We start from the raw sequence: 16,947 nt of genomic DNA on the forward strand, positions 1-16,947 counted from the left end.
GTCATTCATAGTGGTCGAGCTGGGATGGGATCACAGGCCTGGCGACGACGGGCTCATAACCCGGCACGTTCAGCCGCAGCACATCCAGCGGATTGGAGCCAATCTTGGACAACCCGCGGAACTCCACCTGGAAGAAGATGCGCCCGGTGTAGCCCTGCGTGGTGTTGCGGAAGCGCTGGTAGACGACACGTCCCACCCAGCAATCCGCCGCGTATTCGAAGCCGGCCAGCGCATCGACCAGCTGGCTCGCGTTCAGGTCGAACGCTACCCGGCCAATGCCATAGGTGCGCTGGGTCACTGGCCACTGGCTCGAAATCTCGAACTGGTCAATGGCGGTATTGTCCGTCACCGAGGTCGGGCGGCGGTAGCGATAGCCGATATTCAGCGTCTTGCGCACCTCGGGCCGCCACGAGAAGGCGATATTCGAATAGATCACACGGTCGCTCGAGGGGTTGTACTGCAGCCCGGCATCGAGGTAGTAACCCTTGAACATCTGGATCGTGGTGGCGGCCAGCAGATCGGAATAACCAGTCTGGCCGGCAGGGTCGGTGCCGTTGAGCTGCACGCGCTGGCCGGTCAGGTCATAGCGCTGGGCGATGGTGCCGCGGAAGCGCTCGATCCCGCTGCTGGCTTCGATCAGGCGCGTGGTCACGCCCGCCGTCACCTTGTTGTTATCGGCGATGCGGTCATAACCGGTGAACGGGTTCTCGCTGAAAATCTGACCATAGCCAAAGTCGGACTGTACCGTATCGAACAGCGGGAACTGGCTCTGGTCGCGAAATGGCGTGTAGACATAGAACAGGCGTGGCTCAAGCGTCTGCACGTAGTTGACGCCAAACAGCCGGCTCACGCTCGGCGCGTCGCGCTCGAAGGTCATGCCCGAGTCCAGGCTCACGGTCGGCAATGTCCGGGTCAGCGTATTCGGCGCACCGGGCGTGTTGGTGGACGGCTCCATCTGGTACTGGGTGGCACTGAACGTCACCTTGGGCGTGACGAACCAGCCCGGCCGGAGGATCGGGTAGCTGATCGAGGGCTGGAAATAGACCCGCTCGCCCTGGGGCTGCTGCGTGCCGCTTGTACTCAGCGGAATGCGAAAGCGCGTGTAATCGGTATCCACCTGCACATCGAAACCGCCCAGGTCGTAGCGAATGTACTTCGCATTGAGCTGCGGCACGCGTTCGTACGAGGGCTGGCTCGGCGCCAGCGTCTGGAACTTCTGCACCCGCGCCAATACAGTCAGATCCTGCCAGTTGTAACTGACTCCGCCTTCCTGCGTGTACTGGCGCAGCGTTGCCTGCGTTACCGAGCGGGTCAGGTCGTCGGGGTACTGGTCGTCCGATACCTTGTTCAGGTTGACGTACGCGTTCAGGCCCTTGGCGATGTTCTGGTAGTGCTGGACCGAGTATGCCCAGCGGTTGGTCTTGGTCTTCTGGTCGTCCGGCAGGAATTCGCCGCGGATGCGTCCCGAATAACCCTCGCCGATATAGCGGTAATCGGAGCCCAGCTGCACCCCGCGGGAAGTCAACACACGCGGGAATATTGTCAGGTCGCGGTTGGGCGCGATATTGAAGTAGTACGGAACCGTGAGGTCCGCGCCGGACTTGGAGCCATATCCGAACAGCGGCGGAAGCACGCCGCTGCGGCGCTCGCTGTTCAAGGGGAAACTGAACACCGGCGCCCCCATGATCGGCACGTCGAAGAAGCGCAGCACGCCGCCGTAGGCGGTGCCGACCTGGCGGTCGCTGTCGATATCCAGCTCGCGGGCACTGAAATACCAGTCCGCATTGTCGGGCGAACAGGTCGTATAGGTGGCGCGTTTGATCGTGCTGAGGTTCTTGTCGATGAAATCGATGCGCTCGGCCTTGCCCGAGCCGCCGGTTTCCTGGAAATAGTAGTCCGGCGACAGCATGTAGCCTTCGTTGGCCTCCACCTTCAGCCGGGCTTCCGGCCCGACCGCGAGCGAGCCGTCGCGCGAAATACGGGCGTTGCCGTGGACGAAAGCCTCGTCGCTGTCCTGGTCGTAAGTGAGCTTGTCGCCCTTGACCACGCCGCCCGCGCGGCGCAGCTCCGCGTTGCCTTCGAGTTCCACGCCGCGCTGGTTATAGCCGGTCATGCGGTCGCCCGAGGCAAAGGTGGGCGGATTGTCGTCCGGCTCGGCGGGCCTGGTCTTGGCGTTGCCCGGTTCGGCCAGGCGTGGCACCAGCTCGCCGGGTACCGGCGGGGTCTCGGGCACCTGTTCGGCGGCGGGCTCGGCCACCGGCAGGTCGGGGATGGCGGAACTCACGGCCTGCGCGTGAACGCCCACCGACCAGCCGGCCATGGCCAACACGAGCGGGCGCAATGCGCTTCCGGGGCGTCGCGCCAATGTCTTGCTTGCCTTCTGGTTCGGTGATCGTCGTTGTTCGGTCATGCGAGCGGGTCATGAGTCAGAGCGGCGGCGGCGGCACAGCAGCCGCCAGCCGCCGCCGGAGCAGGCTGTCGGGCCATGGACGGCCCGCCTGGGAGCCGCCCCGGGGCCCGGGTCTGGTCGGGTATTATACGGGGCATCCTATTCTCCCTTTCCGGCATGGCAGCTCATCCACTCGACCCGCGTCTCGACCAGCTCAAAGTCTGGGTGTCCGGACTCGGTCCATCCTGGCCCGTCAACCCCGATTCCTGCACCCCGGCATCCGCCGATGCCAGCTTCCGGCGTTACTTCCGTGCCACCACCAGCCACCCGGAATATCCCACCGTCATCGTGATGGATGCGCCGCCCGCGCAGGAGGACTGCCGCCCCTTCATCCATGTGGCGGAATTGTTCGGCGCAGCCGGCGTGACCGTGCCCAGGGTACTGGCGCAGGATCTAGAGCAAGGATTCCTGCTGCTGAGCGACCTCGGAAACACCACTTACCTGTCCCGCCTGGACGCTGGCAGCGCGCGCCAGTTGTATGACGATGCATCCGCTTCGCTGGTGAAAATCCAGCTCGCGACCCGGCCCGGCGCCCTGCCCGCCTACGACCGCGCGCTGCTGCAGCGCGAACTCGACCTGTTCCCGCAGTGGTATGTAGCACGGCACCTCGGCGTCACGCTGACGCCCGACCAGGAAGCCGGCCTGGCCGAAGTGATGCAGACGCTCCTGGCCAACAACCTGGCGCAGCCGCAGGTTTATGTCCACCGCGACTATCACTCGCGCAACCTGATGGTGCTGGACGGCGGGGCCAACCCCGGCATCCTGGATTTCCAGGACGCGGTGATCGGCCCCATCACCTACGACGCGGTCTCGCTGTGGCGCGATGCCTACATCGAATGGGACGAGCAGGAGCAGCTCGACTGGCTGATCCGCTACTGGGAACGCGCGCGCAAGGCCGGGCTGCCGGTGGCCGCCGATTTTGGCGAGTTCTACCGGGATTTCGAGTGGATGGGCCTGCAGCGCCACCTCAAGATACTCGGCATTTTTGCCCGCCTGTACCACCGCGACGGCAAGGACGGCTACCTGGCCAACCTGCCGCTGGTGCTGAAGTACGCCCGCCAGGTGGCCGGCCGCTACATCGAACTGCGCAAGCTGGTACGCCTGTTCGACGCGCTCGACGGCGTCGAGCGACCTGTCGGCTATACGTTCTGATATCCCGCAGTGACGCATGTGACGCTCATCACGCCCGGTAGCGAACCTCCGCCGCCCCTCACCCGCCGGGGCGAATGGTGGGCGGGCGTGCGCGCGCTGGCGCCCATGCTGCTCGGCGTGGCGCCGTTCGGCCTGATTTATGGCGTGCTGGCAGTCAACGCCGGCATGCCCGCATGGCTGGCCTGCGCCATGAGCGCGATCGTATTCGGCGGCGCCTCGCAGATGATCCTGACGCAGTTGTGGGCGGCGGGCACGCCGGCCGTGCTGATCGCCGTGACCGTGGCCATGGTCAACCTGCGTCATGCGTTGTACTCGGCCACCCTGGCTCCCGCGCTGGCGCACTTGCCGGGCCGCTGGAAGGCGCTGATCGCCTACCTGCTGACCGACGAGGCTTTCGCCGCCATGACGCGGCGCCTGTCCGACGACGACGCGCACAAGCGCTACCGCCACTGGTTCTTCTTTGGCGCGGGTTTCGCGCTGTGGGCCAGCTGGCAGGTCTCGACGCTGGCGGGCGTGCTGGTCGGCGCCCAGGTTCCGCGCGACTGGCCGCTCGATTTCTTCCTGCCGCTCACCTTTATCGCCATCATCGTGCCGGGCATCAAGCACCGCTCCCACGCCGCCGCGGCGCTGGTGGCGACGGCGCTGGCCGTGGCCTGTTTCGGCATGCCGCACAAACTTGGCCTGATGGTGGCGGCACTCGGAGGCATTGCCGCCGGCATGCTGCTGCTGGGCAAGGGCCGCGGGCAGCCCAAGCCGGCCTCCACGGAGCCCGCCGCGTGAGCGAGATGACCTTGTTGCTGGTGTTCATCGGCGCCGGCCTCGCCACTTTCCTGATCCGCCTGTCGTTCATCGCCGTGGAAGGCCGGGTGCGGCTGCCGTCGTGGTTCCGCACCGCGCTGCAGTTCGTGCCGGCCGCCATGCTGTCCGCGCTGATTGCGCCCGACCTGCTGATGCGCGGCGGCCAGGTCGATATCGGCCCCGGCAACGCGCGCCTGGTGGCCGGCCTGGTGGCCATCGTCATTGCAGCGAAAACACGCAGCATCGGCTGGACCATCGCCGGCGGCATGGCCACCCTGATCGCGATGACGTACCTGCTGAACCACGCGCTGAAATAAGCGCCGGAGACCGTGCATTGAAAGCCATGATTTTTGCAGCCGGGCGCGGTGAGCGCATGCGCCCGCTCACCGATACCTGCCCCAAGCCGCTGCTGGCGGTCGGCGGCAAGCCGCTGATCGCCTGGAAGATCGAGGCGCTGGCGCGTGCCGGCTTCAAGGACATCGTGATCAATCACGCCTGGCTTGGCGGGCAGATCGAACAAGCGCTCGGCGACGGCAGCCGGTTCGGCGTGCGCCTGGCGTACTCGGCCGAGTCCAGCGCGCTGGAAACCGCCGGCGGCATTGCCCAGGCGCTGCCGCTGCTGTCGGCCGCGCCCGCGCGCGGGGAGATCTTCCTGGCCGTATCCGGCGACATCTTCACCGACTTCGACTTCCGCGCCCTGCTGCCCCGCGCGCTTGCCATGGCCGGCGCGCCCGAGCCACGCATGCACCTGGTGATGGTGCCCAATCCGCCGTTCCATCCGGACGGCGATTTCGCGCTGGGTGCGGATGGCGTGCTGTTGCCCGCGCCAACGCCGGCAGCTCCGGCCCTGACCTTCGGCAATATAGGCCTGTACGACACCAGGCTGTTCATCGCCATCGAGCCGGGGCAGAAAGTTGCCATGACGCCCTATTACCGCGCGGCGGTGGCCGCCGGCCTGGCCAGCGGGGAGCGCTTCGATGGCATCTGGGAAAACGTCGGCACGCCGGCCCAGCTGGCGGCCCTGGATGCCCAGGTACAAGCCCGGCGCGGCGCGGCCGCCGCGCCCCTGCACTGAGCGGCCTGCCAGGCCAAGTACCGCCGCCGGCAATCCGGCGGCGGTAGAATCTGCCCTATTCCCCATCCACGTGGCCCCACACATGTCCGCACCCGACTCCGCCCTCCTTCTCGCCTGTCGCGACCGGCGCGCCCGCGTGCTGCAGCAACTGCGCGCCGCCGGCGGCGGCGTGGCGATCCTGCCCACCGCGCCGGAAGCCATGCGCAACCGCGACAGCGACTACCCCTATCGCCACGACAGCTATTTCTATTACCTGACCGGCTTCACCGAGCCCGAGGCGGTGCTGGTGATGGTGGCACAGGCATCCGGCGCCGAGCGCAGCATCCTGTTCTGCCGCCCCAAGCACGAGGAGCGCGAGATCTGGGACGGCTTCCGCTATGGCCCGGAAGGCGCGCAGGCCGCCTTCGGCTTCGACGAAGCCCATTCGGTCGAGGAGATCGATGCGCTGCTGCCGCCGCTGCTGGCCAACCACGCTGTGGTGGCTTACCCGCTGGCCTCCAACACCCGCACCGACATGCAGGTACGCCGCTGGCTGGAAACGGTACGCATGCAAGGACGCGCCGGCGTAACGGCGCCGTCGGCGGCATTCGACATCCGCACCATCCTCGACGAGATGCGCCTGTTCAAGGACGCTGGCGAGATAGCCACCATGCGCCGCGCCGCCGAGATCTCGGCACAGGCCCATGTGCGCGCCATGCGCACGTCGCGCCAGGGGCTGCGCGAGTACCACCTGGAAGCCGAGTTGTTGTATGAGTTCCGCCGCCATGGCGCGCAGAGCGTCGCCTACAACTCGATCGTCGCCGCCGGACCCAATGCCTGCGTGCTGCACTACCGCGCCGGCCCTGCGGAACTGCGCGACGGCGAACTGTGCCTGATCGACGCGGGCTGCGAGCTCGATGGCTACGCCTCCGACATCACCCGCACCTTCCCCGTCTCCGGCCGCTTCTCGCCGGCCCAGCGCGAGCTGTACGACMTGGTGGTGGCCGCGCAGGAAGCCGCCATTGCCGAGACCCGCGCCGGCGTGCCCTACAACGTGCCGCACGACGCCGCCACGCGCGTGCTGGCGCAGGGCATGCTCGATACCGGCCTGCTCGACCGCGACCGCTGCGGCAGCATCGACGATGTGCTGGCCAACGGCAGCTACCGCCAGTTCTACATGCACCGCACTGGCCACTGGCTCGGCATGGACGTGCATGACGTGGGCGAGTACCGCGTGCCCGGCGCCGCGCCGGCAGAGGGCGAGCGCCCCTGGCGTCCGCTGGAGCCCGGCATGGTGCTGACGGTGGAGCCCGGCATTTACGTGCGCCCGGCACCGGATGTGCCGGAGCGCTTCTGGCATATCGGCATCCGCATCGAGGACGATGCCGTGGTGACCCATGGCGCCTGCGAGCTGATGACGCGCGGCGCCCCGGTCAAGGCTGACGAAATTGAAGCGCTGATGCGCGACGCGGGAGGTGCACGATGATTGGCTGGCTACGCAAGGTACTTCCGGTAGGCAATCGCGTGGAAACCAGCCGCGCGCCCTCCTACGATCCCGCGCAACCGTTCGTGGTCAATCTCTACGATGACCGCGTGGTGGTGCATCGCCCCGACGGCCAGCGCGAAGAGCTTGAGTGGGACGCGATCGAACGCGTGGTGGTGCGGGTCTCGAACCGTGAACCGTGGGCTGGCCCCGCCTGGCTGATCCTGGTCGGCGACCCGGCCGCCGACGGCACGCCCCGGGGCTGCGTGGTGCCGCTCAACGCGGTCAATCACGCGGCGCTGGTGGAACGCCTGCAGGCCTTCCCCGGTTTCAGCCAGCAGAAGCTGGACAACGCCTTGCGCGATGCCGCGGCGGGCAAGCACCGCACGGATGCCAACTGCTGGAAGCGGGGCGCGCAGGCCGTGGAGGCCAGCTCGGACAACGTGGGCAACGACAGTCACCCGGCCGCCCAACCTGACGACAGTGCGCATGAGTCCGGCAAGCACTGAACGCGCCCCCGGCGCGGCCTTCCCGGATATCGCCATCGTCGGCGCAGGGCCGGTAGGCCTCGCGCTGGCATGCCTGCTGCTGCGCAGGAGCCCGTGGCGCCTGACGCTGATCGACGCCGCCACCCCGGCGCGCGCGGCGCGCGACCCGCGTGCCATTGCGCTGTCCTACGGCAGCCGCCAGTTGCTGGAGCAGATCGGCGCCTGGCCCCGGGCGGTCACGCCGATCGAGCATATCCACGTGTCGCAACGCGGGCGCTTTGGCCACGTCAAGCTGCACCGCGACGACTACGATGTTCCCGCGCTCGGTTACGTGGTGCGCTACGGCGATCTGTGCGAATCACTTGAGCGCGCGCTGGGCCAGGCGATCCATGCCGCCCCCGGCACCGACGGCGAGCGCCTGGCGCGAGCCTACGACACGCGCATCGATCGCCTGGAGCAGCGCGCCCCGCAAGCCGGCGCGGACCGCATTGCAGACGAAAGCGTCGGGCTGGTACACCTGAGCGGCCATACGCATGACCGCCAGCCGGTCGTCTTTAACGCGCGCCTGGCTGTGCAAGCCGAAGGCGGGCTGTTCCATCAGCAGTCCACCCGCGGCGTCCAGGGTCAAAAATACCGGCGCGACTATGGCCAGACCGCGATCGTTGCCCATGTGGCGTGCTCGCGCCCGCAGCCGGGCTGGGCCTGGGAACGCTTCACCGAGGAAGGGCCACTGGCCCTGCTGCCACACGAGGAGCACGGCACGCCCGGCTACGCCCTGGTCTGGTGCTGTCCGCCGGAGCGGGCGGCGCACCGCCTGGCATTGCCCGAAGCCGAGTTCCTCGCCGAGCTGGAGCAAGCCTTCGGCCCGCGCATGGGCCGCTTCACCGGCATCGGCAAGCGGCACGCCTTCCCGCTCGGACTGAATGCCGCACCAGTCACCGTGCAGGGCCGCATCGTCGCGGTCGGCAATGCGGCGCAGACACTCCATCCCGTCGCCGGCCAGGGCCTCAACCTGGGCCTGCGCGACGCATTTGCCCTGGCTGGCGCCCTGCGCACCGGCTGCGGACCGCAGGCCTTGCTGGCGTTTGCGGCGCAACAAAAGCGGGATCGCGCCATCACCATCGGCGTAACCGACCTGCTGCCCCGCGTGTTCGGCGTCTCCTACCCGCTCGCCGCCCACGCGCGCGGCGCGTCGCTGGCGGCGCTTGCCTGCCTGGGCCCGCTCAAGGACGCGCTGGCGCGCCAGATGATGTACGGCACGCGCCGCTAGCGGCGGCGCCGGCACCCTCGCCTGCCACCCGGACCGGAGCAATATTTGCTCAAATCTTGAGCAACCCGGGCCGTTTGGCGGTAAAATCCTGCCCTCGCACATGCCCACTGAATGACGCCGAGCAACGTTTCGGCAGGGTATGCCATTTTCATTTTTGTCTCGTTGCGGGCCGCCTGGCGGCCCTCGCCAGTCTTATATCGTGCAAATCGGACCGCACCAACTCCGCAACAACCTGTTCGTCGCGCCCATGGCCGGTGTGACGGACCGGCCCTTCCGCCAGCTGTGCAAGCAGCTCGGCGCGGGCTATGCGGTGTCCGAGATGGTCGCCTCCAACGCACAGCTGTGGAAGAGCGAGAAGACCATGCGCCGCGCCAACCACACCGGCGAAGTCGAGCCGATCTCGGTCCAGATCGCGGGTGCGGAGCCCGCCATGATGGCCGAGGCGGCGCGCTATAACGTGGATCGCGGCGCGCAGATCATCGACATTAACATGGGCTGCCCGGCGAAGAAGGTGTGCAATGTCGCCGCCGGCTCGGCGCTGCTGCAGAACGAGCCGCTGGTGGTTCGCATCGTCGAGGCGGTGGTCGCCGCGGTTGGCGACCGCGTGCCCGTCACGCTCAAGATCCGCACCGGCTGGGACCGCCAGAACCGCAATGCGCTGCGCGTGGCCCGCATGGTCGAGGATGCCGGCATCAGCATGCTCACCGTGCACGGCCGCACGCGCGCCGATCTGTACAAGGGGGAAGCCGAGTACGAGACCATTGCCGCGGTCAAGGCAGCGGTCTCGATTCCCGTGGTCGCCAATGGCGATGTCACCTCGCCGCAAAAAGCCAAGCATGTGCTCGCCGTGACGGGCGCCGATGCCATCATGATCGGCCGCGCGGCGCAGGGCCGGCCCTGGCTGTTCCGCGAGATCGAGCACTACCTCGCCACCGGCGAGCTGCTGCCGCAGCCGGAAGTCGCCGAAATCCGCGCCATCATGAACGCGCATCTGGAAGATCACTACGACTTCTACGGCGAGTTCACCGGCGTGCGCACCGCGCGCAAGCACATTGCCTGGTACACGCGCGGCCTGGCCGGCGCCAACCTGTTCCGCCACCGCATGAACACGCTGGACAGCACCACGGCCCAGCTGGCCGCGGTCAACGCCTTCTTCGACGAGCAGGCGCAGCTGTCCGAGCGCCTGGTCTACGTGGAGGAGGGCGCGGACGACGCCGACGAAGAGAAACGCAACGAGTCGAACAACAACAATAACGGGGAGTTGCTTGCCGCATGAGCCGCAACGCTATCGACCAGTGCATCCGGGACAGCCTGGGTGCCTACTTTCGCGACCTGGACGGCGAAGAGCCGTCGAATATGTACAACATGGTGCTCGAAGCCGTGGAACGGCCGCTGCTTGAAGCAGTGATGGCGCGCGCCGAGCGCAACCAGTCGCTCGCTGCCGCCTACCTGGGCATCAATCGCAATACGCTGCGCAAGAAGTTGCAGCAGCACGGTTTACTTTGAAGTGTTCCCCACAGCCATGATCAAGCAAGCCCTCCTCTCCGTATCCGACAAGACCGGCATCGTCGAATTTGCCCGCGAGCTCAACACGCTCGGCGTCACGCTGCTCTCCACCGGCGGCACCGCCAAGCTGCTCGCCGAAGCCGGCCTGCCGGTCACGGAAGTGGCCGACTACACCGGTTTCCCCGAAATGCTCGACGGCCGCGTCAAGACCCTGCACCCGAAGGTGCATGGCGGCATCCTGGCCCGCCGCGACCTGCCCGAGCACATGGCCGCGCTGGCCGAGCACAACATCCCCACCATCGACCTGCTGGTGGTCAACCTGTACCCGTTCCAGCAGACCGTGGCCAAGGATGACTGCACGCTGCCGGACGCCATCGAGAACATCGACATCGGCGGCCCCACCATGCTGCGCTCSGCTGCCAAGAACCACCGCGACGTCACCGTCGTGGTGGACCCGGCCGACTACGCGCCGGTGCTGGCCGAAATGCGCGCCAACGCCAACAGCGTCGGCTACGAGACCAATTTCCGCCTGGCCACCAAGGTGTTCGCCCACACCGCGCAGTATGACGGTGCAATCACCAACTACCTGACCAGCCTCGGCGCGGACAAGTCGCACCAGACTCGCAGCGCCTACCCGCAGACGCTCAACCTGGCCTTCGAAAAGGTGCAGGAAATGCGCTACGGCGAGAACCCGCACCAGTCGGCCGCGTTCTACCGCGACCTGAAGGCACCCGAAGGCGCGCTGGCCAACTACAAGCAGCTGCAGGGCAAGGAACTGTCCTACAACAACATCGCCGACGCCGACGCCGCGTGGGAATGCGTCAAGTCCTTCAGCCCCGCCAACGGCGCCGCCTGCGTGATCATCAAGCACGCCAACCCGTGCGGCGTGGCGGTAGGCGCCAACGCGCTGGAAGCCTATGAAAAGGCTTTCAAGACCGACTCGACCTCGGCCTTCGGCGGCATCATCGCCTTCAATGCCGAACTCGACGAAGCCGCCGCGCAGATCGTGGCCAAGCAATTCGTCGAAGTGCTGATCGCCCCGTCCTTCACCGCCGGCGCGCGCGCGGTGTTCACCGCCAAGCAGAACGTGCGCCTGCTGGAAATCCCGCTGGGCGCGGGCCTCAACCCGTTTGACTTCAAGCGCGTCGGCGGCGGCCTGCTGGTGCAGAGCCCGGACGCCCGGAACGTGCAACAGGACGAACTGCGCGTGGTGACCAAGCGCCAGCCGACCCCGAAGGAAATGGCCGACCTGATGTTTGCATGGCGCGTGGCCAAGTTCGTCAAGTCGAACGCCATCGTGTTCTGTGGCGGCGGGATGACGCTGGGCGTTGGCGCCGGCCAGATGAGCCGGGTCGATTCGGCACGGATCGCCAGCATCAAGGCACAGAATGCAGGGCTGACGCTGACGGGTTCGGCGGTGGCTTCGGATGCGTTCTTCCCGTTCCGCGACGGCCTGGATGTGGTGGTGGACGCAGGTGCCACCTGCGTGATCCAGCCGGGCGGCTCCATGCGCGATGACGAAGTGATCGCCGCCGCGGACGAGCGCGGCGTGGCGATGGTGCTGACCGGCGTCCGCCACTTCCGGCATTGAGGTCCGGGCCTGGTCCGGGCGATTGTCACGGGCTGGGCAAACAACCCATCGTGGCATAGCAAGCGCCCGCCCTCTCCCGCAAGCGGGAGAGGGYGCCAACCAGCACAAAGAAACAGCGATATCGCCCGATCAAAATTCGGTGTAGCCGTGTGGAGCGCCCCAGGGGCGGGCCACACCAGCCCGCGATGCGAAGCGAGCCGTCAAGGTGTACCAGGCCGTATGGGGCGCCTTCTTTGCCTACTTTCTTGGCAAGACAAGAAAGTAGGTCGCCGCCCCGCAGGGGTGGTGAAACTGCTTTTGACTTTAAGCCTTTGACTTTGAAGTCAAGCAGTTGCCTTTAGCTACACCCCCCAAAAATCCCCAAAAGCAAACTCAGCGCTACAATCCCCCAATCACGCAATCACCCTCATTAGCCGAGCAACAAACCCCATGCGTATCCTCGGCATCGACCCCGGYCTCCGCACCACCGGCTTCGGCGTGCTGGAAAAGCACGGCAACAAGCTAACCTACATCGCCTCCGGCACCATCAAGAGCGACGGCGACAGCGGCTTGCCTGCAAGGCTGAAGACCCTCTTCGACGGCATCAGCGAAGTCACCCGCACCTACGCCCCCGATTGCGCAGCGATCGAGAAGGTGTTCGTCAACGTCAACCCGCAATCCACCCTCCTGCTGGGCCAGGCTCGCGGCGCGGCAATCTGCGGCCTGGTGAGTTACGGCCTGCCGGTGTTCGAGTACACCGCCCTCCAGTTGAAAGTGGCAGTCGTCGGCTACGGCCGCGCCAACAAGGAGCAGGTGCAGGAGATGGTGATGCGCCTGCTGAGCTTGACGGGCCGGCCCAGCTCCGACGCCGCCGATGCGCTTGGCATGGCCATCTGCCATGCCAATGGCAGCAACACGCTCGACGCGCTGACCGGGCTGGCTCCGGACCTGATACGCAAAGGCATGCGCGTACGGCGCGGCCGCCTGATCGGCTAGTCCCGGCCGGCACCGGCAAGTCTCTTACAATCGAGCGGTTCCCTGTCAAAGGATGCCGCATGCCCCGCTCGTTCCGCGCCTTGAGTTCGTCCCGATCCCTCCGCGTGCCCGCACTGTTGTCCGCGCTTGCCGCCGCGATCCTCTCCGGCTGCGCGGCGCCGCCTGTTGCCACCACGCCCGCAACTCCGGCCCCGAGCCCGGCGCCTGCCGCACCCAAGGCCCTGGTGATCGGACACCGCGGCGCCAGTGCGCTGCGCCCGGAACACACGCTGGCTTCCTACGAGCGCGCCATCGAGGACGGCGCCGATGTAGTCGAGCCTGACCTGGTAATGACCCGCGACGGCGTGCTGGTGGCCCGCCACGAGAACGAGATCGGCACCACGACCAACGTAGCCGAGTTGCCGCAGTTCGCCAGCCGCAAGCGCATCAAGGTGATCGACGGCGAGCGCCTGGATGGCTGGTTCACCGAAGACTTCACGCTGGCCGAACTGAAGACGCTGCGCGCGCGCGAGCGCATTCCGCAGTTGCGCAAGGCCAATACCCAGTACAACGACAAGTACGAAATCCCCACCTTCGACGAAATCATCGAAATGGTGGCCAGGGCTTCGCAGCGCAGCGGACGGGTGATCGGGCTCTATCCGGAAACCAAGCACCCGAGCTATTTCCGCGGCATCGGCCTGCCGCTGGAAGAAAAGCTGGTGGCCACGCTGCGGGCACACGCATACACGCGCAGCGCGCCGGTGTTCGTGCAGTCGTTCGAGACTGGCAACCTGCGCGATCTGCACCAGCGCCTGGGCAACAGCATGCCCAACGTGAAGCTCGTGCAATTGATGGGCGGCGCCAGGAACCGCCCGGCCGACTGGCGCCTGGCCGGCGATACGCGCACGTTCGCCGACATGATGACGCCGGTCGGGCTGCGCGAGGTGGCCAGCTACGCCAACGGCATCGGCCCGGAGAAATCCAGCGTGGTGCCGCGCGACGCCAGCGGCAACCTCGGCACGCCGACCGCGCTGGTGCGCAGCGCGCACGCCGCCGGGCTGCTGGTCCATCCCTATACCTTCCGCCCGGAGAACAGCTTCCTGCCGCGCAACCTGCGCACCGGCGGCGACGATGCCACGCGCAGTCCCGCCGGCATGGTGCGCGAGGTACAGGCCTTCCTCGCCGCCGGTATCGACGGCTTCTTCACTGATGATCCGGCGCTGGGCCGGCAAGCGGTGGACACACCGGGACGCTAGCCCGGAGCAAACCGGGAAAGCGGCGCGCGGATCGCCGGCGCGCCGCACGCTGGGCTACACTGGCGGGCTTCGCGATGGCGAGACGCTTCGGGCGCCGCTGCTGTCGCACTTCACTGATTCCAGGCGCGCGCGCCGCAATTCGCAGCAGACACCACACCATGATCGGACGCATCGCCGGCACACTCATCGAGAAGAATCCCCCGCATCTGCTGGTCGATTGCCACGGCGTCGGCTATGAGATCGACGTGCCGATGAGTACGTTCTACAACCTGCCCGCCGTCGGCCAGCCCGTCACCCTGCTGACGCAGCAGATCGTGCGCGAGGACGCGCACCTGCTGTACGGATTCGGCAGCGCCACCGAGCGCAACACCTTCCGCGAACTGATCAAGATCACCGGCATCGGCGCGCGCATGGCGCTGGCGGTGCTCTCGGGGATGTCGGTCAGCGAGCTGGCGCAGGCGATCACGCTGCAGGAAGCCGGACGCCTGACGCGGGTGCCGGGTATCGGCAAGAAGACCGCCGAGCGCCTGCTGCTCGAACTCAAGGGCAAGCTCGGCGCCGAGCTTGGCCACGCGCCCGGCAGCACGCCGGTGCACGACAACGCCGTCGACATCCTCAACGCGCTGCTGGCGCTCGGTTATTCGGAGAAAGAGGCGGCGCTGGCCATCAAGCAGGTGCCGGCGGGCACCGGCGTGTCTGACGGCATCAAGCTGGCGCTGAAATCCCTGTCCAAGGGCTGACCGGGCCGGATCGAGGGCAAGCCGGAGGGGCCTCCAGGATTGAGTCTGCGCTGGCTGCGCCGGGCCCGTGCGGCCGGCGCCGTGCCCGGAAGGGCTACAATCCAACCACTTTGCCCGCACCAGAAACATGATCGAAACCGACAAGCTAGCCACCGACCGGAGCGCCGATCGCGTGATCGCCCCTACCGCCGTCTCCCCCAACGAGGAGGCGTTCGAGCGGGCGCTGCGTCCCAAGCTGCTCGACGAATACGTCGGCCAGGAGAAAGTGCGCGGCCAGCTGGACATTTTCATGCATGCCGCGCGCAACCGCCGCGAAGCGCTCGACCATGTCCTGTTGTTCGGGCCGCCGGGACTGGGCAAGACGACACTGGCGCACATCATTGCCCGTGAGATGGGCGTCAACCTGCGCCAGACCTCCGGCCCGGTGCTGGAGCGCCCCGGCGACCTGGCCGCATTGCTGACCAACCTGGAAGCCAACGACGTCCTGTTCRTSGACGAGATCCAYCGCCTSTCGCCGGTGGTCGAGGAARTSCTGTACCCGGCSMTGGARGACTWCCAGATCGACATCATGATCGGCGARGGCCCGGCCGCGCGCTCGRTCAAGCTCGAYCTGCMGCCSTTCACSCTGRTCGGCGCCACCACCCGCGCCGGCATGCTGACCAACCCGCTGCGCGACCGCTTCGGCATCGTCGCGCGGCTGGAGTTCTACACCGCCGAGGAACTGGGCCGCATCGTCACGCGCTCCGCGCAATTGCTGGGGGCCCGCATCGACCCGATGGGCGCGCTGGAAATCGCGCGCCGCGCGCGCGGCACGCCACGGATCGCCAACCGCCTGCTGCGCCGCGTGCGCGACTATGCGGAGGTCAAGGGAGACGGAAACATCACACGCACCATCGCCGACGCCGCCCTCGCCATGCTCGACGTGGACGCAGTCGGCTTCGACCTGATGGATCGCAAGCTGCTGGAAGCGATCCTGCTCAAATTCAGCGGCGGCCCGGTAGGCGTCGACAACCTTGYCGCCGCCATCGGCGAGGAGCGAGACACCATCGAGGACGTGCTTGAACCCTTCCTGATCCAGCAGGGCTACCTGCAGCGCACGCCACGAGGCCGCATGGCCACTGCCGCCGCCTACCGCCACTTCGGCCTGGCCGCGCCCGGCGAGAGCGTCGAAAGCGGCGAGCTGCCGCCGGCGTAAGCCGGAAAGAGCAACCGCTTGCAACAACGTGCGCACGCAAGGGGGGATCCTGACGTTGAGGCCAGGCGGTTGTAGCCCGGTCTCCCCGTAGCCCTCGCGACCGCTTCCCGCACTCGGGCCGCCACAGGCGACGCATAGGATTCCTCCCAACGCTCCCCGCATTAAATACTTTCGAGCCCCGCAGACAATTCTTTTGTCGTGCATTGCTGGCGGCTGCCTCCTTGTCCACAATGACTTAGCCCCGACCGCCGAAACACGGCGACGTCAGACGCCAGACGGCCGGCTAACTTTTCCCAGACAGGAGAGAGCACATGAATCGACGCCAGTTTGTTACCCGGATGGCGGGCTCGGGCCTGGTCGTGGCCACSGCCTTTGCCGCGGGCTGCACCACCACGGGCACCAATTCGCCAACCGATGCCGCGGCAAAGAGGCAAGAGATCGACGCGGGCGCCGATGGCGCAATCAACCGGCTGTTTTCGACGGTCGATGGCTCGCGCGAACTGGCCAATCGCGCGCAGGGGATCCTGATCTTCCCGCGCGTGCTGTCGGCAGGCCTGGGGATCGGCGGCGAATATGGCGAAGGCGTGCTGCGCTCCAAGGGAGCGTCGGTGGGCTATTACCGCACCACCTCGGGCATGATCGGCCTGACGGCAGGCGGCCAGTCCAAGGCCGTGGTGCTGATGTTCATGACGCCCGAGGCCTACAACAAGTTCGTCAACAGCAGCGGCTGGACGGTCGGCGCCGATGCCAGCGTGGCGCTCGCCAAGGTCGGAGCCAATGGCAAGCTCGATACCATCACCGGCCAGCAGCCGGTGATCGGCTTCGTGCAGACCAATGCAGGCCTGATGTTCGACATCTCGCTGGATGGCTCCAAGATCGGCAAGCTGAACATCTAGCCCCGGGGCCATTTCGGTCAGCCTTGGCCTCCGGGCCAGGGCTGCGTTCGCCTGCGTCACAGGCACGGTGTTTGCGTGGCTGGCATAATCGCGGCAAGGCCGCCCCCGGAACACC

16 protein-coding genes are annotated in these 16,947 nt (G+C 67.0%); 15 read left to right on the top strand and 1 reads right to left on the bottom strand.

Features of this window, described 5'->3' with window-relative positions; genetic code table 11:
• Position 1 precedes the first annotated feature (1 nt).
• Positions 2-2,410, bottom strand: coding sequence for an LPS-assembly protein LptD (locus tag AC1DKD_RS09310; RefSeq protein WP_441629123.1), 2,409 nt, complete (start codon positions 2,408-2,410; stop codon positions 2-4).
• A 156-nt stretch (positions 2,411-2,566) separates the two neighbouring features.
• On the opposite strand from AC1DKD_RS09310, the gene AC1DKD_RS09315 reads away from it, so the two are divergent.
• From AC1DKD_RS09315 to AC1DKD_RS09385, 15 genes are all read left to right on the top strand, one after another.
• Complete coding sequence (locus AC1DKD_RS09315) at positions 2,567-3,601, top strand: aminoglycoside phosphotransferase family protein (protein WP_441629125.1); 1,035 nt, start codon at positions 2,567-2,569, stop codon at positions 3,599-3,601.
• A 105-nt stretch (positions 3,602-3,706) separates the two neighbouring features.
• On the top strand, positions 3,707-4,381 hold the full coding sequence (locus AC1DKD_RS09320; protein WP_276289810.1) for an AzlC family ABC transporter permease: 675 nt from the start codon (positions 3,707-3,709) through the stop codon (positions 4,379-4,381).
• Complete coding sequence (locus AC1DKD_RS09325; RefSeq protein ID WP_441629127.1) at positions 4,378-4,716, top strand: AzlD domain-containing protein; 339 nt, start codon at positions 4,378-4,380, stop codon at positions 4,714-4,716. Before AC1DKD_RS09320 ends, AC1DKD_RS09325 begins: the two co-directional genes overlap by 4 nt.
• 17 nt (positions 4,717-4,733) lie before the next feature.
• Complete coding sequence (murU, locus tag AC1DKD_RS09330; protein ID WP_441629129.1) at positions 4,734-5,474, top strand: N-acetylmuramate alpha-1-phosphate uridylyltransferase MurU; 741 nt, start codon at positions 4,734-4,736, stop codon at positions 5,472-5,474.
• A gap of 82 nt (positions 5,475-5,556) precedes the next feature.
• On the top strand, positions 5,557-6,939 hold the full coding sequence (locus tag AC1DKD_RS09335; protein WP_477143205.1) for an aminopeptidase P N-terminal domain-containing protein: 1,383 nt from the start codon (positions 5,557-5,559) through the stop codon (positions 6,937-6,939).
• Entirely contained in the window at positions 6,936-7,445 is a 510-nt protein-coding gene (locus tag AC1DKD_RS09340; protein ID WP_441629133.1) for a hypothetical protein, read from the top strand. The genes AC1DKD_RS09335 and AC1DKD_RS09340 overlap by 4 nt, the downstream gene beginning before the upstream one ends.
• Complete coding sequence (locus AC1DKD_RS09345; protein WP_441629135.1) at positions 7,426-8,694, top strand: UbiH/UbiF/VisC/COQ6 family ubiquinone biosynthesis hydroxylase; 1,269 nt, start codon at positions 7,426-7,428, stop codon at positions 8,692-8,694. The genes AC1DKD_RS09340 and AC1DKD_RS09345 overlap by 20 nt, the downstream gene beginning before the upstream one ends.
• 199 nt (positions 8,695-8,893) lie before the next feature.
• A complete protein-coding gene (gene dusB, locus AC1DKD_RS09350; protein ID WP_035867993.1) occupies positions 8,894-9,970 on the top strand; it encodes a tRNA dihydrouridine synthase DusB in 1,077 nt (358 codons plus the stop codon).
• Positions 9,967-10,200, top strand: coding sequence for a Fis family transcriptional regulator (locus AC1DKD_RS09355; protein WP_006156396.1), 234 nt, complete (start codon positions 9,967-9,969; stop codon positions 10,198-10,200). Before dusB ends, AC1DKD_RS09355 begins: the two co-directional genes overlap by 4 nt.
• Positions 10,201-10,216: 16 nt before the next feature.
• Complete coding sequence (gene purH / locus AC1DKD_RS09360) at positions 10,217-11,791, top strand: bifunctional phosphoribosylaminoimidazolecarboxamide formyltransferase/IMP cyclohydrolase (protein WP_441629139.1); 1,575 nt, start codon at positions 10,217-10,219, stop codon at positions 11,789-11,791.
• A gap of 429 nt (positions 11,792-12,220) precedes the next feature.
• Positions 12,221-12,766 (top strand): crossover junction endodeoxyribonuclease RuvC, encoded by a 546-nt coding sequence (ruvC, locus tag AC1DKD_RS09365; protein WP_045237859.1) that lies wholly within the window; start codon positions 12,221-12,223, stop codon positions 12,764-12,766.
• A 59-nt stretch (positions 12,767-12,825) separates the two neighbouring features.
• Entirely contained in the window at positions 12,826-14,001 is a 1,176-nt protein-coding gene (locus tag AC1DKD_RS09370) for a glycerophosphodiester phosphodiesterase (protein WP_441629141.1), read from the top strand.
• 158 nt (positions 14,002-14,159) lie between these two features.
• Complete coding sequence (gene ruvA, locus AC1DKD_RS09375) at positions 14,160-14,741, top strand: Holliday junction branch migration protein RuvA (protein ID WP_045237857.1); 582 nt, start codon at positions 14,160-14,162, stop codon at positions 14,739-14,741.
• A 127-nt stretch (positions 14,742-14,868) separates the two neighbouring features.
• Entirely contained in the window at positions 14,869-15,936 is a 1,068-nt protein-coding gene (gene ruvB / locus AC1DKD_RS09380; protein ID WP_477143206.1) for a Holliday junction branch migration DNA helicase RuvB, read from the top strand.
• A 311-nt stretch (positions 15,937-16,247) separates the two neighbouring features.
• A complete protein-coding gene (locus AC1DKD_RS09385; protein WP_441629144.1) occupies positions 16,248-16,832 on the top strand; it encodes a BPSL1445 family SYLF domain-containing lipoprotein in 585 nt (194 codons plus the stop codon).
• The last annotated feature ends 115 nt before the right edge of the window (positions 16,833-16,947 follow it).

Source organism: Cupriavidus sp. 05T313, from assembly GCF_056396665.1.